This is a genomic window from Christensenella massiliensis (genome assembly GCF_040409835.1).
In the GTDB taxonomy this organism is placed as follows: domain Bacteria; phylum Bacillota; class Clostridia; order Christensenellales; family Christensenellaceae; genus Christensenella; species Christensenella massiliensis.
The window spans coordinates 2,514,300-2,535,697 of the sequence record NZ_CP117826.1; the positions used below are offsets into that span (position 1 = coordinate 2,514,300).

General features: G+C 50.2%; 21 protein-coding genes. 19 read left to right on the top strand and 2 right to left on the bottom strand.

Annotation, left to right across the window (positions count from 1 at the left end; genetic code table 11):
* Positions 1–605: 605 nt before the first annotated feature.
* The 4 genes from PUP29_RS12325 to PUP29_RS12340 all read left to right on the top strand — a co-directional run bounded on the left by PUP29_RS12325 (position 606) and on the right by PUP29_RS12340 (position 5,248).
* Complete coding sequence (locus PUP29_RS12325; protein WP_079545398.1) at positions 606–1,220, top strand: HdeD family acid-resistance protein; 615 nt, start codon at positions 606–608, stop codon at positions 1,218–1,220.
* Positions 1,221–1,366: 146 nt separating this feature from the next.
* Positions 1,367–1,633 carry a hypothetical protein gene (locus PUP29_RS12330; protein WP_079545396.1) on the top strand — a complete coding sequence of 89 codons (267 nt, stop codon included), beginning with the start codon at positions 1,367–1,369 and terminating at the stop codon, positions 1,631–1,633.
* A gap of 22 nt (positions 1,634–1,655) precedes the next feature.
* On the top strand, positions 1,656–3,386 hold the full coding sequence (locus PUP29_RS12335) for an ABC transporter ATP-binding protein (protein ID WP_353423476.1): 1,731 nt from the start codon (positions 1,656–1,658) through the stop codon (positions 3,384–3,386).
* A complete protein-coding gene (locus tag PUP29_RS12340; protein ID WP_353423477.1) occupies positions 3,383–5,248 on the top strand; it encodes an ABC transporter ATP-binding protein in 1,866 nt (621 codons plus the stop codon). Before PUP29_RS12335 ends, PUP29_RS12340 begins: the two co-directional genes overlap by 4 nt.
* 84 nt (positions 5,249–5,332) lie before the next feature.
* Here the strand turns inward: PUP29_RS12340 and PUP29_RS12345 are convergent, their stop codons facing one another.
* On the bottom strand, positions 5,333–6,556 hold the full coding sequence (locus tag PUP29_RS12345) for an argininosuccinate synthase (protein ID WP_353423478.1): 1,224 nt from the start codon (positions 6,554–6,556) through the stop codon (positions 5,333–5,335).
* Between the two features lie 195 nt (positions 6,557–6,751).
* Here PUP29_RS12345 and ruvC point away from each other — a divergent pair, with 195 nt between their 5' ends.
* The 7 genes from ruvC (at position 6,752) to PUP29_RS12380 (ending at position 11,933) form a co-directional block, all read left to right on the top strand.
* Positions 6,752–7,255: a crossover junction endodeoxyribonuclease RuvC gene (ruvC, locus tag PUP29_RS12350; protein ID WP_079545390.1), complete on the top strand. Its 504-nt coding sequence runs from the start codon at positions 6,752–6,754 to the stop codon at positions 7,253–7,255.
* A 31-nt stretch (positions 7,256–7,286) separates the two neighbouring features.
* The gene (gene ruvA / locus PUP29_RS12355) at positions 7,287–7,874 is read left to right on the top strand and encodes a Holliday junction branch migration protein RuvA (RefSeq protein WP_079545388.1); all 588 of its coding nucleotides are present in this window, start codon (positions 7,287–7,289) and stop codon (positions 7,872–7,874) included.
* Positions 7,875–7,897: 23 nt separating this feature from the next.
* On the top strand, positions 7,898–8,404 hold the full coding sequence (locus PUP29_RS12360; RefSeq protein WP_353423480.1) for a hypothetical protein: 507 nt from the start codon (positions 7,898–7,900) through the stop codon (positions 8,402–8,404).
* Between the two features lie 134 nt (positions 8,405–8,538).
* Positions 8,539–9,576, top strand: coding sequence for a Holliday junction branch migration DNA helicase RuvB (gene ruvB, locus PUP29_RS12365; RefSeq protein ID WP_353423482.1), 1,038 nt, complete (start codon positions 8,539–8,541; stop codon positions 9,574–9,576).
* Positions 9,577–9,587: 11 nt separating this feature from the next.
* The gene (gene queA, locus PUP29_RS12370) at positions 9,588–10,607 is read left to right on the top strand and encodes a tRNA preQ1(34) S-adenosylmethionine ribosyltransferase-isomerase QueA (RefSeq protein WP_353423484.1); all 1,020 of its coding nucleotides are present in this window, start codon (positions 9,588–9,590) and stop codon (positions 10,605–10,607) included.
* Between the two features lie 9 nt (positions 10,608–10,616).
* Complete coding sequence (locus tag PUP29_RS12375; RefSeq protein ID WP_353423486.1) at positions 10,617–11,420, top strand: EFR1 family ferrodoxin; 804 nt, start codon at positions 10,617–10,619, stop codon at positions 11,418–11,420.
* 165 nt (positions 11,421–11,585) lie between these two features.
* Positions 11,586–11,933 (top strand): hypothetical protein, encoded by a 348-nt coding sequence (locus tag PUP29_RS12380; RefSeq protein WP_353423487.1) that lies wholly within the window; start codon positions 11,586–11,588, stop codon positions 11,931–11,933.
* On the opposite strand, the gene PUP29_RS12385 is transcribed toward PUP29_RS12380, so the two are convergent.
* Complete coding sequence (locus PUP29_RS12385; RefSeq protein ID WP_079545380.1) at positions 11,934–12,950, bottom strand: YeiH family protein; 1,017 nt, start codon at positions 12,948–12,950, stop codon at positions 11,934–11,936.
* 126 nt (positions 12,951–13,076) lie between these two features.
* Between PUP29_RS12385 and PUP29_RS12390 the strand changes: the two genes are divergently transcribed.
* The 8 genes from PUP29_RS12390 (at position 13,077) to putP (ending at position 21,340) form a co-directional block, all read left to right on the top strand.
* On the top strand, positions 13,077–13,982 hold the full coding sequence (locus tag PUP29_RS12390; RefSeq protein ID WP_079545379.1) for a LysR family transcriptional regulator: 906 nt from the start codon (positions 13,077–13,079) through the stop codon (positions 13,980–13,982).
* A 249-nt stretch (positions 13,983–14,231) separates the two neighbouring features.
* Complete coding sequence (abc-f, locus tag PUP29_RS12395) at positions 14,232–15,707, top strand: ribosomal protection-like ABC-F family protein (protein ID WP_079545377.1); 1,476 nt, start codon at positions 14,232–14,234, stop codon at positions 15,705–15,707.
* A gap of 79 nt (positions 15,708–15,786) precedes the next feature.
* Positions 15,787–16,896: a tRNA guanosine(34) transglycosylase Tgt gene (gene tgt, locus PUP29_RS12400; protein WP_079545375.1), complete on the top strand. Its 1,110-nt coding sequence runs from the start codon at positions 15,787–15,789 to the stop codon at positions 16,894–16,896.
* Positions 16,897–16,977: 81 nt separating this feature from the next.
* Positions 16,978–17,379 (top strand): preprotein translocase subunit YajC, encoded by a 402-nt coding sequence (yajC, locus tag PUP29_RS12405; RefSeq protein ID WP_353423490.1) that lies wholly within the window; start codon positions 16,978–16,980, stop codon positions 17,377–17,379.
* Positions 17,380–17,442: 63 nt separating this feature from the next.
* Entirely contained in the window at positions 17,443–17,586 is a 144-nt protein-coding gene (gene scfA / locus PUP29_RS12410) for a six-cysteine ranthipeptide SCIFF (protein ID WP_066520402.1), read from the top strand.
* Positions 17,587–17,603: 17 nt separating this feature from the next.
* Complete coding sequence (gene scfB, locus PUP29_RS12415) at positions 17,604–18,992, top strand: thioether cross-link-forming SCIFF peptide maturase (protein WP_353423492.1); 1,389 nt, start codon at positions 17,604–17,606, stop codon at positions 18,990–18,992.
* Positions 18,989–19,516, top strand: coding sequence for a gamma carbonic anhydrase family protein (locus PUP29_RS12420; protein WP_079545374.1), 528 nt, complete (start codon positions 18,989–18,991; stop codon positions 19,514–19,516). Before scfB ends, PUP29_RS12420 begins: the two co-directional genes overlap by 4 nt.
* 258 nt (positions 19,517–19,774) lie before the next feature.
* Positions 19,775–21,340, top strand: a complete 1,566-nt coding sequence (putP, locus tag PUP29_RS12425; protein WP_079545372.1) for a sodium/proline symporter PutP — start codon at positions 19,775–19,777, stop codon at positions 21,338–21,340.
* Positions 21,341–21,398 lie beyond the last annotated feature (58 nt).

The following is a 21,398-nucleotide window of genomic DNA, read 5'->3' on the forward strand; positions in this document are numbered from 1 at the left end:
CCCTTTTCCACATGTCAGTTTACCATCGCTAACCAAAGATGTCAATATGCGGAAAAGAAAAAATGGAAATTAAATAAATCGGCTGTAAAAATAGGCTCTTGAACGGAGCAAAAAAAACGGTATACGTGTCTCCGTTCCGGAAGACGATTTGATATTTAAAAAACAAACGCCTCGCCGGAAAACAGGTTTGGAAAGGAATAAAAAATGGCTGTGCCCCTGCAGAAGCACGTTTTGTAAAGGGATAACGAGAGCTGGGCTTGGCGGAAAAAGCTTTATTTCTAAAATATGCGCAGTTTCTTTGAAGAATATGATCGTTTAACGTGAAAGGCAGATACCGATATAGGCGCATGCCCCTGCCTGTAATAGAATACGGCCCATGATGCAGGCGGAGAAATGTCCGCTAATCGTCATATTTTTTCTGCAGGCATTCAGATGGCGCAAGGTTTGCTATAATAGAACGCGCCGGTAAACTTCAAATTTTTAAGACGAACGGCAAAAGGGAAAACAGCCCGAAAAGAGTACGAAAGCAAATGGAAAAAGATATGTCCGGCCTATGCTGTGCTCTTAAGTTATATCAATCTTAATACAGGGAGGTATCATAAGTTATGGAAAACAGTCAGGGAGAGAAGAGGAAAGCGCGTACCGGGATGAATGAAATGGTGCGCAAAATGTCAGGAGGCAATAAAACGGCTGGTATCGTGATTGCGGTCTGCATGGTGGTATTGGGGATATTGATCTTTTGTGCGCCGCTTATCATGGGGCTTGGGATCGCATATCTTGTAACGATCGGATTCATTATTTACGGTGTTTTTGATATCGTTGCCTATGTCCGCACGCCTGCTGACTATCGTAATGGCTGGACGATCGCGAACGGCATCATTTTTACGCTTCTCGGTATTTTGATACTTGTGGAAGCACTGGGAGGAATGTATGGGAGGATCAATATGATCTCTACATTCTCCTTTATTATCGGGTTCTTTGCCCTTTTCGGAGGAATCACCCAGATCTCGTCATACGGTGCATTTAAGAAAGAGGGAGAGCCGGGAGCAGGCTGGATCCTTGCAAGCGGTATCATCAACCTCATTCTCGGTATTCTGATCATCTGTGCTCCGATTGCAGGGTGGTTTACGATGGAATGGATTTTTGCCATCTATTTGATCGTAGGGGGCATAGCACTCTTTGCGGAGGCATGCTCGGGAAAGCTCGCTTGCAGAAAATGATGACAGCTTTGCCATGTAGCCTGACAAAAAAGGATGAAAAAACGGCGATGCCCGGACGGCAAGGCGCATCGCCGTTTCTTGTTTCAAAACGCTTTTATAAAGCCGCGAACCAATGGTTTTGATGAGACCGTTGAAAAGGATAGATCATGCAGACAAAAGGAATGAAGATATGGTCCGGCATAAATGTAGCGCTTGGCGTGCTGGCGTACACCGTACTCTTGGATGGAATATGGTTCTGGGCAGGCTTTATTTGTGCGGCCGCCGCCATTATCCTTGGAAATAAAGGGCGCAGGAGCCCGGAAAAAGGAAAGCGCATTTGTTCGGTGACCGGCATCGTACTCGCCGTCGGAGCGGCCGTCTGTTATCTTGCGCTCATGCTTTTACATGGATATTCTATGCCGGATATATTATAAGAAATAAATAGAGGAGGACAGTATGCTGAAGCTTTACAAGGGATTGAAAGCGTATGCGAAGCAATTGATCTTGATGGTCCTGCTGCTTTTCGTACAGGCGTTTTCCATGTTGATGCTGCCGTCTATGATGTCTCTTATCATCGACAGAGGGGTTGTACAGGGGGACATGAATTTTATCGTGACGGCCGGGATCATTATGATCTGCATTACGCTTGCAGGCTCCGCATCGGCGATTGGAGTAGGATATTTTGCTTCTAAAGCCGCGGTGGGGTTCTGCACGGACACGCGTAAAAAGCTGTTCCGCCATATCGACCGGTTCACGCTGGAGGAATTTGACCGGATCGGAACGTCGTCCCTGACGACACGTTCTACAAACGATATCCTACAGGTCCAAAACTTTACGATCATGCTGTTCCGGGTGATCATATTAGCGCCGATCATGTGTATTGGGGGAATCACGCTTGCATTTCAGAAAAACGCTGAGCTGGCCATGGTACTGGTCGTCTGTATGCCGATCATCGTGGTATTTTTGGTGATGGTGCTCCGCAGCGCTTTTCCTATCTTCCGTTCAATGCAGGCGAAGCTGGATAAGGTAAACCTGATCATACGGGAGAATATCACCGGAGTACGCGTCGTACGCGCGTTTACGGCTGAAGAACGTGAGGAAAAACGCTTTGAGGAGGCCAACGAGGATATGACGCAGGCTTCCACAAGATCGCAGGTAAAGGTATCCACCCTGATGCCGCTTCTTATGCTGATCATAAACCTTGGAACGGTAGCGGTCGTATGGTTTGGGGGCAGGCAGATATCGATGGGTGTTATTCAGGTAGGGGATATGATGGCGCTTATTCAGTATCTGATGCTGATCATGTATGCGCTCGTTATGATGTCGCTTATTTTTGCGCTTATGCCGCGGGCCAGCGTATGCGCGGAGCGCATCGTAGAGGTGCTGGAGATAGAACCAGCCATCACGAATGCGGAGCAGCCTAAGGTGCCGGAAAAGAAAACGGGAATAGTTGAATTTCGTGATGTGACGCTCAGTTATGGAAATTCAGACATTCCGGCAGTTTCGAATATCAGCTTTACCGCAATGCCCGGACAGACAACGGCGCTGATCGGCGCAACGGGAAGCGGAAAATCGTCTGTGATCTGTATGATACCGCGTCTGCGCGACCCGGAGAGAGGAACGGTTCTGGTGGACGGCATAGATGTGCGGGAATATGACCTCACAGAGCTTCGGAAACGGATCGGATACGTTCCGCAGAAATCTAATTTATTTGCGGGAACAATTCGTTCCAATATTGCGTTTTCAAACGAAAACATGAGCGGCGGGCAGGTGAAGCGCGCCGCACAGATTGCGCAGGCAGACGATTTTATTTCGCGTAAGGAGCTTGGATACGACGATCCGGTCGCAGAGGGCGGAACGAACGTATCCGGCGGACAGCGCCAGCGCCTTGCCATTGCCCGCGCGATGGCGACAGACGCGAATATTTTTGTATTCGACGACAGCTTTTCTGCGCTGGACTTTAAAACGGATGCGGCTGTGCGTCAGGCAATCCGTGAGAATACGCAAAACGCGACGGTCATTATTGTAGCGCAGCGGGTAGGAACCATCATGAACGCGGACAAAATACTCGTGATGGATAAAGGCAGGATCATCGGAGAAGGAACGCATGAAGAACTGCTCGCGGGATGCAGTGTTTATGCACAGATCGCAAAAACACAATTGGCCGAGGGAGGTGAAAAGAAATGACAAAAAAGTCACCGGAAAACACTTCGGCTGCAAAACGGCTGATTGGCTATCTGAAGCCATATAGAAAAAAGGTTGCCCTGCTGCTGATCTGCGCGGTCGTAGGCGTGATTTTTTTGATCACCGGCCCGCGTGTTCTGGGAACGGCGACCAATGTGATCACTATGCGCGCGCAGTATAACCAAACGGGCGTATTGGATCTGGATGTCAACGACCCGGGATTGGCGGGAGTAGAAGAGATCCGTGAAAATGTCGATGCGGAGGGAAATTATGTCGGGCCGCCCCTCAATGAGGGCGATATGCCGGTACTGAAGATGGTACTGATGATCCTTGTCGCTATTTATGGACTTTCGGCACTTTTTACCTATTTGCAGCAGAAGATTACGGCGCAGGTGGCGCAGCGCGCGATGTTTGACCTGCGGGAAAATGTAGACCGGAAAATACAGAGGCTTCCGCTCAACTATTATGATACGCATACGCACGGGGACGTATTATCCCGTACAACAACGGATATCGAAACGATATCGACCTCGCTTCAGCAGATCATGACGCAGCTTCTGACGGCGCTTTTTACGATCATCGGCATTGTGATCATGATGTTTACGCTCAATTGGCAGATGGCGCTGATAGCACTCGTAGTTCTGCCTGTTGCGCTGTTCGTTTGCTCGCGGATCGCAAAGAAGTCCCAGACATTTTTTAAAGGCCAGCAAGAGGGGCTTGGAGCTGTAAACAGCTATGTAGAGGAGCATTACGCAGGCCATGACGTCTTAAAGCTGTATGGCGGAGAGAAGCGCGCGGAACGGGAATTTGACGAAATGAATGATACGCTTAACGAAAATGCGCGGCGTGCACAGTTCGCATCCTCCATTATGATGCCGGCGACCAATCTCGTCGGGAATTTAGGATATGTAGGCATCTGTATTCTCGGCGGACTTCTGACAGCGGGCGGCTCGCTCACCATTGGCGCGATCCAAGCATTTTTGCAATATATGCAGCAATTTACACAGCCCATCATCCAGACGTCCAATATTGTCAATATGATGCAGAGTACGCTTGCAGCGGCAGAACGTGTATTTGAATTTTTGGATGAGCCGGAAATACCCGAAGAACGGAAGGATGCTGTCCGGATCGAAAAAACTGAGGGGAATATTACATTTGAGCATGTGAAATTCGGCTATTCGCCCGACCGTATTCTGATCACAGACATGAACGCGGAAATAAAGCATGGGCAAAAGGTCGGGATATGCGGACCGACCGGCGCTGGAAAAACGACGCTCATTAACCTGCTGATGCGTTTTTACGATCTGAATGGCGGCGCGATCAGAATCGACGGCGTGGATGCCGCCGAAATGACGCGCCAAAACGTTCGCAGTCTGTTTGGCATGGTGCTTCAGGATACGTGGCTCTATTCGGCCAGTATTCGTGATAACATTCGATATGGACGGCCGGAAGCCACGGACGAAGAGGTGGAGGAAGCGTGCCGGATGGCAAATGCAGATTATTTTATCCGCACTTTGCCGGACGGTTACGATACGGTCATCGATGAAAGCGCAGGGAACCTTTCTTCGGGGCAGAAGCAGCTGCTCACGATCGCACGCGCATTCTGTGCTGACCCGCAAATACTGATCTTGGATGAGGCGACGAGCTCCGTTGATACGCGCACAGAAAAGCTGATGACAGATGCGATGAAAAAGCTGACGGAGGGACGGACCAATTTTCAGATCGCCCACAGGCTGTCTACGATATTCGATGCGGACCTGATTCTCGTCCTGAAAGACGGGGACCTTGTAGAGCAGGGAGCACACGACGAGCTGATGAAGATAGGCGGCGTATATGCTGCCCTCTATAACAGCCAGTTTTCGTAAATGCCCTCAAGGAACAACAAAGCCGGTATCCCTTGCAGATACCGGCTTTTGCTTTGCGGTCATAAGGAGGATAGGATGTACGGTTTAAACATCTTTATCCTTGAGCGCGAGTGCACGCACCTTGAGCGGCAGGCCGAACAGGTTGATGAAGCCCTCCGCGTCCTTGTGGTCATACACCTCGTCCTCGCCGAACGTAGCAAATTCTTCACTGTACAGCGAATAGGGAGATTTGAGGCCGACGTGTGTGCAGTTGCCTTTATAAAGCTTCATACGTACTGTGCCTGTCACTGTTTTCTGCGTTTCGGTCACGAATGCCGCCAGCGCCTCGCGCAGCGGGCAGAACCATTTGCCGTCGTATACGAGCTCTGCATATTTCGCAGCGACGCCTTCCTTATAGTGCATGGTATCCTTATCGAGCGTCAGCATTTCAAGGCCTGCGTGCGCCGTATAGAGGATACGTCCGCCGGGATTTTCATATACGCCGCGGCTCTTCATGCCTACGAGGCGGTTTTCCACGAGGTCGTCGATCCCCACGCCGTTTTCCGCACCGAGCTTGTTCAGCTTAGTGATGAGTTCCACAGGACCGTATTTCTGTCCGTCGATGGAGACCGGGATACCCTGCTCAAATTCGATCGTAAAATAACACGGCTTGTCAGGCGCCTCTTCCGGCGTTTTACAGATCATGTAGAGGTCGTCCTTCGGTTCGTTCCACGGGTCTTCGAGGTCGGAGCCTTCGTGCGAAAGATGCCAAATGTTGGCGTCCATGCTGTAATTATGCTCTTTATCGACCGGAACCGGGATATTCCGAGCCTGTGCATATTCGATCTCTTCCTCGCGGGACTTGATATCCCAGATGCGCCACGGGGCGATGATGTCGATATCAGGAGCAAGCGCTTTTACCGTAAGCTCAAACCGCACCTGATCGTTACCCTTGCCGGTCGCGCCGTGGCAGATGGCATCCGCGCCTACTTCTTTGGCGATCTCGACCAAGCGCTTTGCAATGACCGGACGTGCAAAAGAGGTGCCGAGCAAATATTTTCCCTCATATACTGCGCCCGCCTGCATGGTGGGATAGACATAATCGGTGATGAATTCTTCCGTGAGATCTTCAATATAAGCGTCCGATGCGCCGGTGTTGATGGCTTTTTCATACAGGCCGTCAAGCTCTTTTCCCTGCCCGACGTTGCCGCAGACCGCGATCACATCCTTCACCCCATAGGTCTCTTTGAGCCACGGGATGATGATAGATGTATCGAGGCCGCCCGAATAAGCGAGAACTACTTTGTTATACTGTTTTTTTGCATTCATATCCAAAACTCCTTTTCCGCGCACACAGGTGCGTTGCATTCATTCGATGTTTATAATTATACATAAAAATGAATAATTATGCAATAGGAAATTTGGGAAAATTCAAATTTTTTATTTTGAGCGCAAAATTGCGAAAAAAGAGGGAATCATGTATACTGTATAAAGAAAACAATTGAAAGGAACAGAGGAGACGGTATGATCGTTTTGGGAATCGATCCCGGGCTTGCAACGGTTGGATACGGCGTGATAAGCTGCGATGAAAAAGTGAAACTGAAGCTGATCGATTACGGTACGATCCTGACGGACGCGAAAGAACAGTTCCCGATCCGTTTAAAGCAGATCAACCATGGGATCATTCAGCTGATCGATATGTATCGGCCGGACAGCATCGCATTTGAAGAATTGTTTTTTAACAAAAACGTGACGACGGCAATCAACGTTGCGCAGGCTCGCGGAGCGGCGCTTGTGGCCGCTTCGGAGCGGACGGAGCAGCTTTACGAATATACGCCCTTGCAGATCAAGCAGGCTGTAGTGGGCTATGGGCGGGCAGACAAAAATCAAGTGCAGATGATGGTAAAAACGATTTTATCTCTAAAGGATATACCGAAGCCCGACGACGCGGCGGACGCGGTGGCGGTGGCGATCTGCCATGCGCACAGCGCGCATACGGCGGGGCTGCTCAATACCAAAATCAAATAAGAGCGCAGTTTTAAGCGGAGGATAAATCTTTATGTATGCGTATATAGAGGGAAAAGTAGTGCAGAAAGCAGCAGCCTATGCGGTGCTTGACGTCGGCGGGATAGGCTACCGGATCTTTACGGATACGTTTTCGCTCAATGCAATCAGAACGGGCGAAACAGCAAGATTATATACTTATTTGAAAGTGGCGGAGGACGATATGACCCTCTATGGGTTTTCTACGCAGGAACAGAAAACGATGTTTGAAAAGCTGCTCTCGATCAGCGGGATAGGCCCGAAAGCGGCGGCTTCCGTGCTTTCTGTGATGCGCGTGAACGATATCGCGGCAGCCGTGATCGCAAATGACGATAAGGCGTTTACCAACGTGCCGGGGATCGGCAAAAAAACAGCGCAGCGGCTTGTGCTGGAGCTGAAAGAAAAAGTGGATTTCGAGGACGCCGTTGGCGGCGGCCCCGATATGACGGAGATCGCGCAGGATGCCGCTGCGGAAGCGGCCGCTGCGCTGATTGGTCTTGGATACAACAGGCAGGAAGCTGTGGCGGCGATCGCTGCGGTCCGCAGCCTTGGAGATACAGCGGAGGATTTGGTAGGCCTTGCGCTCAAGAGGATGGGAAAATAAGCAGGGGCAGAAAGGAACAGGAAATGAAAAAAATAACAATAGTTCTGATGGCGGTAATATTTGCCATGGCATTTACGGCCTGTGCCGCGCAGCCTGCAGAAGAGAGTGCACAGATCGCGAACCCGTGGACAGAAGCGGCGGATGCGCAGGAGGTACAGGACAAAACCGGCATCGCGATGAGCGTGCTTCCCGAGGACGCTTCTGATGCGGAATATTCTGTCATGGAAGAGAATAAGACCGCTCAGGTTGCATTCCACTGGAAAGGAGATGCGTATCTTTATCGCGGTATGCCCGGAAAAGCGGACGGACAGACATTGGCTGGATTATATGGCGAGTTAGAGCACATAGAGGAAATTACCCCCGAAGACATTCCGGAGAATGGGGTTCAGCTAAGCTATACGGAAGGCGAAATGGGATATGCGGTGTGGTATGATGCTAAAAAAGATGCCACATACGTTCTTGTTATGACAGAGGGAGCGGAACGGGATAAACTGCTTGATGCAGCCTATCAGATTCGCTTACAGGCTTGAGGGAAACGCAGGAACAGCGGAATATCCCCGGAAGGAATGAGCGCTTCCGGGGATATTTCTGTAACAAACAGCAGGTTCCTTTCAAACATAGGAAGGTGTATAATAACAATAAGTCTATAAGGCAGGAGAAAAGCATGGAAGAGGAATCCCGCATCGTTTCGGGTATGAAACTGAATGAAGACGTGACTGCAGACGTAACGCTGCGGCCGCAGTCTCTGAAAGAATATATCGGGCAGGATAAGATCAAGGAAAAGATGGCGATTTTTATCGAAGCTGCCAAAAAGCGCGGTGAAGCGCTCGATCATGTGCTTTTGTACGGTCCGCCCGGTCTCGGGAAGACGACGCTCGCCCACATTATCGCGCAGGAGATGAACGTTAATATCCGCATCACCTCCGGCCCGGCGATCGAACGACCGGGAGACCTTGCGGCGCTGCTTACGAACCTTTCGGATAAGGACGTACTGTTTATAGACGAGATACACCGCCTGAATTCCAGCGTGGAAGAGGTGCTTTATCCGGCGATGGAAGATTATGCGCTCGATATCATTCTTGGCAAAGGACCGTCCGCACGGTCTATGCGCATCGACCTGCCGCGGTTCACGCTCGTGGGGGCGACGACCCGCGCCGGCATGCTGACATCGCCGCTGCGCGACCGGTTTGGCGTTTTGGGACGCTTGCAGATGTATGATGCGGGGCAGCTCACGGCGATCGTAAAGCGTTCCGCCAAAATACTGGAGATCGATGTAGATGAGGAGGGCGCCGCGGAAATCGCGCGGAGGTCACGGGGAACTCCGCGTATCGCCAACCGTCTTTTGCGGCGGGTGAGGGATTTCGCGGATGTGCGCGCCGGAGGGGTGATCACGCGGGATGCGGCAGATCAGGGCCTGCAGCTCCTTGAAGTAGACGAATTGGGATTGGACCATTCCGACCGTTTGATCCTCGATGCGATCATCACGAAATTCGGCGGGGGTCCGGTGGGGCTCGATACGCTGGCGGCAACTACGGGGGAGGAAGCGGGAACCATAGAGGACGTGGTCGAACCGTTCCTGCTTCAGCTTGGCTTTATCCAGAGGACGCCGCGCGGCCGCTGCGCGACGGAAAACGCATATAGGCACATGGGGCTTCCCTTGCCCCGCAGTGCAGAGAACAGAGGGCAGACAAGGCTGTTTTAAAGGCATAGGATATGAAGACATCTGATTTTGATTACGATTTACCGGAAGAACTGATCGCGCAGACACCGATCGAGCCGCGGGATCATTCGCGGCTTCTTGTGTATGACCGGGAAACGGAAGCGGTCATACACAGGCATTTTTATGATGTGACGGAATATTTGCGAGAGGGAGACGTGCTTGTTTTAAATGAGACCAAGGTTCTGCCTGCGCGGCTATATGGAAAAAAACGGGGCAGCGGAACGGATTTTGAGTTTTTGCTGTTGAAACGGCTCGCGCTCGACACGTGGGAAGTCATCATGCGCCCGGGGAAGAAATTGAAGCCGGGCGGCGTCGTGGATTTTGGGCCGGAGCTTTCAGCCGAACTCCTGTGCAAAAAGGAGGATGGAGTATGCGAAGTGAAATTCCGGTATGAGGGCGTATTTGAAGAGCTGCTCGACCGATATGGCAATATGCCGCTCCCGCCCTATATCACAAAACGGCTCGAACAGAAAGAGCGTTATCAAACGGTATATGCGAAAGAGGACGGCAGCGCAGCCGCACCTACGGCGGGGCTGCATTTTACGCCGGAGCTTTTAAAAAAAATAGAGGAAATGGGCGTTGCTATCGTTAAGATACTGCTTCATGTAGGGCTTGGAACGTTCCGGCCGATGAAAGAAGAAACGGTAGAGCAGCACGTGATGCATTCGGAGTATTATAGCGTGAGTCCGCAGGCAGCTGAGATCATCAACGCTGCGAAACGGGAAGGACGGCGGGTGATCGCTGTTGGGACGACTTCGGTGCGGACGCTCGAAAGTGCGGCAAGGGGCGGCCTTGTGCAGGCGGAAAGCGCGGATACGGATATCTTTATCTATCCGGGTTACCGGTTTCAAATCGTAGACGCGCTCATTACAAATTTTCACCTGCCGAAGTCAACGCTGATTATGCTCGTGAGCGCCCTGATGGGCAGGGAAAAAGCATTGGATGTTTACCGGCAGGCAGTAGAAGAGCGTTACCGCTTTTTCAGCTTTGGAGATGCAATGCTGATTTTATGAGGGAATGCGATGAAGATATGGGCCGTTTATTTCAGCGCGACAGGCACGACGAAAAAAATTGTAGCGGCTGTTGCACAGGCGCTTTGCCGCCGTCTGCAAGCGGAGGAACGCGCGTTTGACTTTACGCTGCCCGCCGCACGGTGCGGATGGCCGGAGTTTGCGGAAGAGGATATCATTCTATTCGGCGTGCCTGTTTATGCGGGCCGCGTTCCCAATGTATTGCTGAGGTATTTGGATACGCTTTCCGGAAACGGCGCGCTCGCCGTTCCCATTGTGGTTTACGGAAACCGGGATTTTGACGACGCGCTTATAGAGCTGCGGGATATTCTCCGGAATAACGGTTTTATGCCCATCGCGGGCGCGGCGTTTATCGGGGAGCACGCGTTTTCCCGCAGACTCGCAAAGGGGCGGCCGGATGAAAAGGATATAGAATGTGCGAAGCGGTTTGCGGATGGTATCTTTGAAAAGCTGAAGCAGGAAACGTTTTTGGGGCCGAAGCTCCCGGGGATGCCCTTTCCATACCGCGGCTATTATCAGCCGCGCGGCGAAAAGGGAATGATCGATATCCGCAGGGTAAAGCCGCGCACGGGCAGCTCCTGCAATGGCTGCGGGCTGTGTGCGGACGTATGTCCGATGGGAAGTATTCGGCATGAAAATATACGGGAATGCACCGGGATATGCATCAAATGCGGAGCATGTGTAAAAAAGTGCCCGGCAGGGGCGAAATATTTTGACGAACCGGGATATCTGGAGCATTTGAGACAGCTTGAAGAGGGATTGACAAGACGGCGGGAGCCGGAGCTGTTTTTGTAGAATGGGGGAGCCGTCATGTTTGGCCATTTGGGGTTTTCATACGTAGGACTTATTTTTCTGCTGCTTGTATTCATTCCAAATTTTTTTTGGAACAGGCATCGCCCCGTTGAATATGAAACGGACTTTGAAAGCGGTATTTTTTTACTTTTAGAGCGGATAGGGCAAGTGGGATGCACGATCAGCGCGCTGATGTTCAGCGATTTTAACTTCGCGCCGTTTACACCGTGGACGCTGTGGCTGATATTGGCATTTGCCGTCATGGCGCTCTATGAGTTCTGTTGGGTCCGTTATTTTCGGAGCAGGATGAGGGAGATCAATATGTACCGCAGTTTTTGCGGCATACCGGTTCCGCTTGCGGTTTTTCCGACGGCGGCGTTTCTCCTGCTCGGACTTTATGGAAAAGTAGTCTGGCTGGTTTTGTTCGCCGCCGTTTTTGGGGTGGGGCATATCGGTCTGCAGCTGCAGCATCGCGAGAAATGCCGGGAGGAAGCAAGGCGGAGGCTCGGAAAATGATTACCAGATCCCAAGAACGTGCTGCATGCCGAGACTGACTGCGGCAATGCCGATCCAACAGCAAAGCCCCATAAAGATCGGTTTTCCGCCCGTTTTGACAAGACGGACGATGTTGGTGTTGAGGCCAATCGCCGCCATAGCCATGATAATAAAGAATTTGCTGAGTTCTTTCAGCGGGCTGGTGACGGAAGCGGGCAGGGAAAATACGGTCGTTACGACGGAAGCCAGCACAAAAAACAGGACGAACCACGGGAATATTTTTTTGAAGCTGAACGCGGAGCCGGACGCTGCGTCCAGCTTTTTTTCTTTCCGGGTACGCACGAAAGCAAGCACCAATGTGATCGGTATAATGGCGAGTGTACGCGTGAGCTTGACGATAGTGGCCTGATCGAGTGTGTTGCTGCCGTGTATCCCATCCCACGCAGTTGCCGCGGCGGTCACGGAAGAAGTATCGTTTACCGCCGTTCCTGCAAAAAGCCCAAAGCCCTCGTTCGAGAGGCCGAGCGCGCCGCCGAGCGTCGGAAAAATAAGAGCGGCGACTACATTGAACAGGAAAATAACGGAAATGGACTGCGCGATCTCTTCGTCGTTTGCGCCGATGACAGGCGCTGTCGCGGCGATCGCCGAGCCGCCGCAGATGGAAGAACCGACGCCTACCAGCGTGGAGATACGCGGCGACATCTTAAGCGCTTTATACAGAATAAATGAAATGATAAGCGACGTTGCGATCGTAGAGACGATCACGGGAAGCGACTGCGCGCCCAGACGAAGTATTTCGGATAAGTTCATCCCGAAGCCCAAAAGAACAACGGCCCATTGCAAGATCTTCTTTGAGGTGAAGGTAACGCCGGGCTGAAGCCTTGTTTTGTTTTTCAGGAGAAGCGTAAGCACCATGCCGATCAAAATCGCAAATACCGGACCGCCTACAACAGGCAGAAGCTTTCCGAGAAAGAACGCCGGTACGGCGATGATCAGGCAAAGCAAAATCCCCATCCAGTTTGTTTGTAAAAATTTCATGCGTAATACCTGCTTTCGAAATATAAGTTCAATAGTATTATAATAAAAGATAATAATAATTTGAAATTATATATATTTATATATCAATAATTTTATATTATTATATTATGGTGGGAGGAGAAGAAAATGTTGGATTTCAGAATGGACACCTTTCTTGCGGTATGCGAAGCAATGAATTTTACCCGTGCGGCGGAAAAACTGAATATTACCCAACCGGCTGTATCTCAGCATATCCGGTTCCTCGAGGAGTATTATGATACGCGGCTCTTTCAGATGCGCGGGAAAAAAGCGGAACTCACGAGGGCGGGAAAGCTTTTGCAAAGCGTGGGGCTTACTATGAAGCATGATGTGCTGTCGCTCCGGAAGGAAATAAGGGAGCTTCAGGAAAAGAAAAGCCTCCGTTTTGGCGTAACGCTTACTGTGGGCGAGTTTGTGATCCCGGGTCCGCTTGGACGTTATCTTATGCTGCATCCGGATATCTCCTTGAAAATGGAGGTCGCAAATACGCAGGCGCTTCTAAAAAAACTGGATGGCGGAGAGATAGATTTTGCTTTAGTGGAGGGCTATTTCGCAAAAAATGAATATGAACATCTCGTATACGCGACGGAGCCGTATATCGCCGTATGCGGGAAAAGATATGCGTTCCGCAAAGAGCCCAAACGCTTGGAGGACCTGATGGAAGAGCGCCTGATTTTACGGGAACCGGGTTCTGGGACACGGGAAATTTTAGAGCGGTGCTTGGAGGAAAGAAATCTTTCCCTCTCTGATTTCAGCAATAGGATAGAGATCGGCAGCATAGCAGCAATCAAGGAATTGGTGCGGGAAGCATACGGGGTCACATTCTTATACGAAGCGGCGGTCAAAAAAGAACTTCGTGAGGGAACGCTGCAGAAGATCCCGATCGAGGATTTTTCGGTCGCTCACGACCTCACGTTTATTTGGAGGAGAGGAAGCGCGTTTTCGGAGCAATACAAGAAGTTGTTTCGGGAATTGAAAGCAGACAAAGGCCTTGACGGGCTGTCCGGCAGATGATATAGTGACAGTAAGAAAACAGGAGGAAGATCGATGCGTAATATTTCTTGCTAAAAGACAGTTGATGTTGGGAAAACGGCGTTTTGCGCCAAAGGTTTTCCATGCAAGAGATTACGTTTCGAATTTGCCGGTAAAGTAAGGATGATCTGCGGCTTATAACCTGCAGGAAAATAACGTATTTTCTTGCAGGTTTTTTGTATTTGTCCGGGCTTCGCTGCGGGGAAAACGGGCGCGCAAGGAGGACAGGGAATGTCGCAAATCAATGTAAAAGACCTATCATTTAGCTACGACGGTAGTTATGACATGATTTTTGAGCACGTATCTTTTCGGTTGGACACGGATTGGAAATTAGGATTTATAGGAAGAAACGGATGTGGAAAGACTACTTTTCTGAAATTACTGGCAGGAGAATATTCCTACAGCGGAACGATCGATCATTCTGTTCATTTTGATTATTTTCCGTTCCGGCCTGCCGGATTGCAGAGACCTGTGGCAGATATCGTAAAAGAGATATGCCCGGCAGCGGAAGAATGGCAGGTGATCAGAGAATTAAATATTCTTGAAATGCCACCGGATATCCTGCGGCGCGCTTTTGCGGTCTTGAGCAATGGAGAGAGAACGAAAGTATTGCTGGCGGCATTGTTTTTAAAGGAAAATGAATTTTTGCTGTTGGATGAACCGACGAACCATCTTGATCTATATACCCGGGATGCAGTGGCTGAATATCTGCGCCGGAAAAGAGGCTTTATCCTCGTATCGCACGATAGAAGGCTTCTTGATGTGTGCACCGACCATGTGTTATCGGTCAACCGGACAAATATTGAAATATTGAGTGGAAATTTTTCTTCATGGCTTGTAAATAAAGAAAGGCAGGATGCTTACGAACAGGAGCAAAACAGGCGATTGAAAAAAGAGATTGGCAGACTTTCCGACACGGCGCGGCAGAAAGCGGGCTGGGCGGAAACGGTGGAGCGCTCCAAAAGAGGAACGCATGCGGACAGAGGTTATATTGGCCATAAGGCAGCTAAAATGATGAAGCGGGCCAAGACTGCTGAGAAACGCGCAGCTAAGGCGGCGGAAGAAAAAGCCGGACTATTGAAAAATATAGAACAGGCGGATGAAATCAGGATAAAGCCGCTTTCATTCCATGGACAACGGATACTTGAAATGAAAGATGTGTGTATCCGGTATAACGGCCGTGAAATATGCAGGCCGGTCGATTTTGCTATGGAACCGGGGGAGCGAATAGCACTTATTGGGAAAAACGGAAGCGGAAAATCAAGCATCCTAAGGCTGATATGCGGAGAAGATATCGAGTATAGCGGCGCTTTTTCCCTTTCCTCAGGACTTGCCATTTCCTATGTGCCGCAGGACCTGTCTTTTTTGAACGGGAAGCTCGGAGCTTATGCGGAAGAAAACGGAGTAGATAAAACATTATTTCTGACATTGCTGCGCAAGTTAGGGATTAAACGGGAACAATTCGAAAAGGATATATCTGAATTCAGCGATGGGCAGAAGAAAAAAACTGCGCTGGCCAAAAGCCTTGCGGAGCAGGCACACCTATATGTATGGGATGAACCGCTCAATTATATCGATATATTATCGCGTATGCAGATCCAGCGTGTGATTTGCGAATATAGGCCTGCGATGCTGTTTGTAGAGCATGACCATGTATTTGTAGATGAGACCGCTACAAAAAAGATAGAGATATCGGGCGTGGTTTGAACAAGGGCGTTCCGTCTGAATTTACTTTTTGCGGATTGTTTGATACAATAAGGCAGATCCTATAACGGCGAGGTAACGAATGAATTTCAGTTTTCAGGTCGAAACAAGAGACAAAAGCAGCAAGGCGCGCACAGGTGTGCTGAAAACACCGCATGGCGAGATCAGGACTCCGGTATTCATGCCGGTGGGCACACAGGCAACCGTAAAAGCAATGACCAATGAACAGATACTCGATGCGGGCGCTCAGATCATCCTTGGCAATACCTATCATCTTTATATGCGTCCGGGTCACGAGCTCATTCGCGAGGCGGGCGGACTGCACCGCTTTATGAACTGGGACAAGCCGATCCTCACGGACAGCGGCGGATTTCAGGTGTTCAGTCTCGGAGAACTGCGCAAGCTTACAGAGGAAGGTGCGGCGTTCCAGTCGCATATCGACGGTTCGCGGCATTTGTTCACGCCTGAAAAAGTGGTGGAGATAGAGGAAGCGCTTGGTTCGGACATCATGATGGTGCTTGACGAATGTACGCCCTATCCGGCAGATCACGAATATACGGAGCATTCGATGGAGAGGACGCACCGTTGGGCAAAACGATGCAAAGACGCGCAGACGAGGGACGATCAGGCCCTGTTTGGGATCGTGCAGGGGGGGATGTATCCGGAGCTGCGCAAAAAAAGTGCAGAGGAGATCGCGAAACTCGATTTTATCGGAAACGCAATCGGCGGGCTTTCCGTAGGAGAGCCGAAGCCGATGATGTATGAGATGCTCGACGTGGTCACAGATGTTCTGCCGGAAGAAAAACCGCGTTATTTAATGGGGGTAGGTACGGCGGACTGCCTCGTTGAGGGAGTGGCACGGGGAGTCGACATGTTTGACTGCGTGCTGCAAACACGCATCGCACGTAATGGAACGGCCTTGGTGCGCAGCGGCAAGCTGGTGATCCGCAACGCGGAGTATGCAAAGGATTTCCGGCCCATTGATGAAGCCTGTGACTGTTATGCATGCAGAAATCATACGCGGGCCTATATCCGGCATCTTATCAAGACGAATGAAATATTGGGAGCTACCCTTTTGTCTATCCATAATACGCGTTTCACCATACGCCTGATGGAAGAAATACGCGGGCATATCGAGGCGGGAACTTTCCAAGAATTCAGGCGGGAGTTTATGGGAAATTTCCGTATATAAAGCGAAATAATGGTTGACTTGCGCGTGCTTTACCGATATTATAGGTAATAGTGATTTTTGATTTTGAAAGGGGTAAACAGTATGCCAGTAAGTGATGGCGGCGCATCTGCGGCTGCCGGTTCCAGCAATATGATGATGATGCTCTTTCCGATCCTGCTGATCGTGGTGTTCGTCGTTCTGATCATTGTTCCGAACAAAAGAAAAGAAAAACAATTCAAGAATATGCTCAGCAACCTGCGGGTAGGAGACATGATCAAAACGATCGGCGGCTTCTACGGGAAGGTCGTTGCTCTGAAAGAGGATCTCGTGACGATCGAATGCGGCCCGGACAAGACCAAGCTGGTTCTTGCGAAAGGTGCGATCGCTTCTGTGGAAAGCTTTGAGGAGGGAAAAGAGATTCCCGAAAAAGCAAGTGATAAGAAAGAAGAAAAAGACGATAAAAAAGAAGATGCTTCCGCAAAGAGCTCTAAAAAGGGAAAATAACTTGAGATTTTTAGAGCGGCGTAGTATAATATCCATCATGAAAGTTTCAAGGGAGGATTTGTGATGAAGCATATTAAAACAGTGACGAAAAGCAATCTGAAAGATACACTTCGCACAGGCGGCTGCGGCGAATGCCAGACGTCATGCCAATCGGCATGCAAGACGTCGTGCACGCTTGCAAACCAGAAGTGCGAAAAGAAGAACTGATTTTTTAGGAGAATAAGGTGGCGGCATGGTGTTATGCCGCCATTTTTCATGTGGGAGAGTTATTAAAAGCTATGGTCCATCTGATAGAATTTTGCGGGAAATATGCGGCGCTGGACGTGGAGTCCGGTTCCGTCCATGCGATCGATAAGACCGCTATGAGCGTGCTCACGTTCAAAAATGCGGGAAAGACAAATGAGCAGATCATAAATGACCTCGGGGAAGAAGCGAGAGAGGTTTTGGAGGAGATAGACGAGCTTATCCGGCAGGGGCTCTTATATTCAGAATGCGAAATAGACGGAGAGAATGCGCAGTTCAACACACCTGTTATCAAGGCGCTGTGTCTGCTCGTGGCGCAGGACTGCAACCTCCGGTGCTCCTATTGTTTTGCGGATACGGGCGAATATCACGGAAAGCGCGCGCTTATGGATATAGAAACAGCCTGCGCGGCGATCGATTTTCTGATCGCACATTCGGGAGGACGGCGAAATCTTGAGGTAGACTTTTTCGGCGGCGAGCCGCTGATGAATTTTGATGTGGTGAAGCAGACCGTAGCATACGGGCGGGAGCAGGAAAAGATACATGGAAAGAACATCCGTTTTACTCTGACGACGAACGCCTATCATGTAACAGATGAAATGGCAGATTTCATCAACAGAGAAATGAAGAACGTCGTGATCAGCATAGACGGCCGGAAAGAAGTACACGACAGAATGCGCAAAAACGCTGCGGGAGAAGGCAGCTATGACCGTGTGCTCAAAAATGCCCATAAGATCATAGATGGACGCGGCGGCAAGGAGTATTATGTGCGGGGCACCTATACGGCACAGAATCTGGATTTTTCGAACGACGTCTGCGCGATCGCGGACGCGGGGTTTGACCAGATCTCCGTTGAACCGGTCGTAACAGGCGAGAGCTTTGCGATCTGCCCGGAGCATATCCCGCAGCTTAAGCATGAATATGAAATACTGGCGCGGGAATATCTGAAGCGGAAAAAAGCGGGCTGCGGATTCAATTTTTTCCATTTTATGATCGATCTCAACTCAGGCCCGTGCCTCAATAAACGTTTGAGAGGGTGCGGTGCGGGGAGCGAATATCTTGCCGTTTCTGCGGACGGGAAGCTGTATCCGTGTCATCAGTTCGCGGGAATGGATGATTTTTATATGGGGACCGTCCATGACGGGAACGTAGATCAAACGATCAAAAAAATGTTTATGGATACGCACGTATTCACAAAACAGGGCTGCAGCGAATGCTGGGCGAAATATTATTGTTCAGGCGGCTGCGCAGCAAATGCGTATCATTCGACCGGGGATATCAGAAAGCCGTACGAGATCGGCTGCGAAACGGAAAAGAAGCGCATCGAGACGGCCATCGCAATCAAAGTTTTTGAGGAGGATCTGTTATGATAAGCAAAGTGAAAGGAAAAGAGCCGCAGGTCGCACAAACGGCATTTGTACATAAGAGCGCGGTCGTAGCGGGGGAAGTGATTTTGAAAGAGAATTCCAGCATATGGCCGTGTGCCGTGCTGCGCGGCGACATCGGACAACCGGTCATCATAGGAAAGAATTCCAATGTGCAGGACAATAGCGTGCTTCATACGAATGATGAGGAGCCGCTTATCATTGGCGATAATGTTGTGATCGGGCATAATGCAAATCTGCATTCCTGCGTAATCGGAGACGGGTCGCTGATCGGGATCGGCGCAATCGTACTGGACGGCGTTAAGATCGGGAAAAATTGCCTTGTTGCTGCGGGCTCGCTCGTAACGCCAAATAAGGAATTTCCGGATGGGAGCATGATTATGGGCTCTCCTGCCAAGGCGGTGCGCGAGCTGACGCAGAAGGATATCGATTATCAGCATGGCCTTGTAGCGCATTATGTAGAAGAAGCGGCGGCATATCTTAAGACGGAGGAGGAACTGGAAAAATAATGGACCGGCTCGCCGAAATGTGCATGTGATATACACCTTGCCAGAAGCGCTTTATGGATAACGGTATGAGCTGTTCGGGGCCGAAATGCCCGGGACAGCTCATTTTTTTATATATGCTGTATGCCCTGTACCGAAGTGAAGCCGCAGAGTCTGTGAGGTGGTTTTACCTTTGCGCTTGATTCTGAGGGTGGATTTGGAATATAATAGGGAATATAGTTATCATTTCATTTAATTGATTCGGAAGGAAAGAAGAACACTATGGGGACTGATACACTGCAAATTTTGATCGCAATGATCATTTATATGGGGATCGTCATTGCGATCGGCGTCGTGTTTGCCAAGCGGGCGAACAAGAACTCCGAGAATTATTTTTTAGGAGGCCGGAGCTTAGGACCATGGGTCACCGCGATGAGCGCCGAGGCCTCGGATATGAGCGGCTGGCTGCTTATGGGGCTGCCCGGCGTTGCGTATTGGTGCGGTCTTGCAAGCGCTTTGTGGACAGCGGTCGGACTGTTGGCGGGAACGTATATCAACTGGCTGATCGTTTCCAAGCGTCTGCGCCGATATAGCGTAAAGGCCAATAATTCCATTACCTTGCCGGAATTTTTCTCGAACCGCTTCAAAGAAAACAAAAAGGTTTTGATGACGATGGCGGCGCTGTTTATCCTGATTTTCTTTACGGTATATGCGGCGAGCTGCCTTGTGACATGCGGCAAGCTGTTCTCTACGCTGTTTGGGGCACCGTATATCGCCATGATGATTTTAGGCGCTGCCTTTGTACTGATTTATACGATTTTAGGCGGATTCCTTGCAGAAAGCGCATCTGATTTTATGCAGGCGATCGTTATGATCATAGCTTTAGTAACTATTTTAGTGATTGGTACGACGGCGGCGGGAGGCCTTAACGCGGTTGTCAGCAATGCGCAGAGCTTCCCGGGATTTTTGGAATTTTTCGGAGTGGCGACTCCGGTGATAGAAGACGGGGCACAGGTTATGTCAAACGGAATGCCGGTGTTCGGCGAAGCCACCTCTTATGGCTTCCTACCGGTCGTATCAGCACTTGCGTGGGGGCTCGGCTACTTCGGAATGCCGCAGGTATTGCTGCGCTTTATGGCGATCCGCAATGAAAGAGAACTGCCGCGTTCCCGGAGGATCGCGACAATTTGGGTCGTTATTTCCCTTGGAGCGGCAATTTTCATCGGAATCGTGGGGAGGATGCTGTTTCCTGCGGCTTATGCCACGGAAGCGGCAGCAGAAAACATTTTCATTCTGCTTTCCACCAATCTGCTTCCGGCCCTGCTTGCAGGCTTTGTTATGGCGGGGATACTGGCGGCAACTATCAGTTCATCTGACTCTTACCTGCTGATTGCGGCATCGGCTTTTTCAAAGAACATTTTCCAAGGCGTGTTCAAAAAGGACGCAACAGATAAGCAGGTCATGATCTTATCGAGAATCGCGCTTCTGGTCATTACAGCTGTTGCGATATTCATTGCACTGGACGAAAACAGCGTGATCTTTACGATCGTGTCTTTTGCATGGGCTGGCTTCGGTGCGACATTCGGACCGTTGATGCTTTTCTCGCTGTTCTGGAAGCGTATCAACCGCGCCGGAGCGATTGCAGGCATGATAGGCGGAGGCGTGATGGTATTTGTTTGGAATCTGGCTGTACGCCCATTGGGAGGCCTGTTTGATATCTATGAGCTGCTGCCTGCGTTTATCTTCTCCTGCATCTGCATTGTGGTCGTATCGCTGCTGACAGCGCCGCCGTCCAAAGAGATCGAACAGGAGTTCGACGAGGTGCGCGCGGGGATCGGAGTTGAATAATAAACGCTTCATCAGGCCCTTTGTGCAGCGAATGAATGTGCTGCTCATACAAAAAGAG

What these genes read in the sequence shown, in the direction of transcription:
- putP (WP_079545372.1), top strand. Translation starts at nt 19,775, where the DNA reads ATGGGGACTGATACACTGCAAATTTTGATCGCAATGATCATTTATATG.
- PUP29_RS12390 (WP_079545379.1), top strand. Translation starts at nt 13,077, where the DNA reads ATGTTGGATTTCAGAATGGACACCTTTCTTGCGGTATGCGAAGCAATG.
- tgt (WP_079545375.1), top strand. Translation starts at nt 15,787, where the DNA reads ATGAATTTCAGTTTTCAGGTCGAAACAAGAGACAAAAGCAGCAAGGCG.
- ruvC (WP_079545390.1), top strand. Translation starts at nt 6,752, where the DNA reads ATGATCGTTTTGGGAATCGATCCCGGGCTTGCAACGGTTGGATACGGC.
- PUP29_RS12360 (WP_353423480.1), top strand. Translation starts at nt 7,898, where the DNA reads ATGAAAAAAATAACAATAGTTCTGATGGCGGTAATATTTGCCATGGCA.
- ruvA (WP_079545388.1), top strand. Translation starts at nt 7,287, where the DNA reads ATGTATGCGTATATAGAGGGAAAAGTAGTGCAGAAAGCAGCAGCCTAT.
- ruvB (WP_353423482.1), top strand. Translation starts at nt 8,539, where the DNA reads ATGGAAGAGGAATCCCGCATCGTTTCGGGTATGAAACTGAATGAAGAC.
- PUP29_RS12325 (WP_079545398.1), top strand. Translation starts at nt 606, where the DNA reads ATGGAAAACAGTCAGGGAGAGAAGAGGAAAGCGCGTACCGGGATGAAT.
- PUP29_RS12340 (WP_353423477.1), top strand. Translation starts at nt 3,383, where the DNA reads ATGACAAAAAAGTCACCGGAAAACACTTCGGCTGCAAAACGGCTGATT.
- PUP29_RS12330 (WP_079545396.1), top strand. Translation starts at nt 1,367, where the DNA reads ATGCAGACAAAAGGAATGAAGATATGGTCCGGCATAAATGTAGCGCTT.
- PUP29_RS12385 (WP_079545380.1), bottom strand. Translation starts at nt 12,950, where the DNA reads ATGAAATTTTTACAAACAAACTGGATGGGGATTTTGCTTTGCCTGATC.
- abc-f (WP_079545377.1), top strand. Translation starts at nt 14,232, where the DNA reads ATGTCGCAAATCAATGTAAAAGACCTATCATTTAGCTACGACGGTAGT.
- PUP29_RS12420 (WP_079545374.1), top strand. Translation starts at nt 18,989, where the DNA reads ATGATAAGCAAAGTGAAAGGAAAAGAGCCGCAGGTCGCACAAACGGCA.
- PUP29_RS12335 (WP_353423476.1), top strand. Translation starts at nt 1,656, where the DNA reads ATGCTGAAGCTTTACAAGGGATTGAAAGCGTATGCGAAGCAATTGATC.
- PUP29_RS12375 (WP_353423486.1), top strand. Translation starts at nt 10,617, where the DNA reads ATGAAGATATGGGCCGTTTATTTCAGCGCGACAGGCACGACGAAAAAA.
- queA (WP_353423484.1), top strand. Translation starts at nt 9,588, where the DNA reads ATGAAGACATCTGATTTTGATTACGATTTACCGGAAGAACTGATCGCG.
- scfA (WP_066520402.1), top strand. Translation starts at nt 17,443, where the DNA reads ATGAAGCATATTAAAACAGTGACGAAAAGCAATCTGAAAGATACACTT.
- yajC (WP_353423490.1), top strand. Translation starts at nt 16,978, where the DNA reads ATGCCAGTAAGTGATGGCGGCGCATCTGCGGCTGCCGGTTCCAGCAAT.
- PUP29_RS12345 (WP_353423478.1), bottom strand. Translation starts at nt 6,556, where the DNA reads ATGAATGCAAAAAAACAGTATAACAAAGTAGTTCTCGCTTATTCGGGC.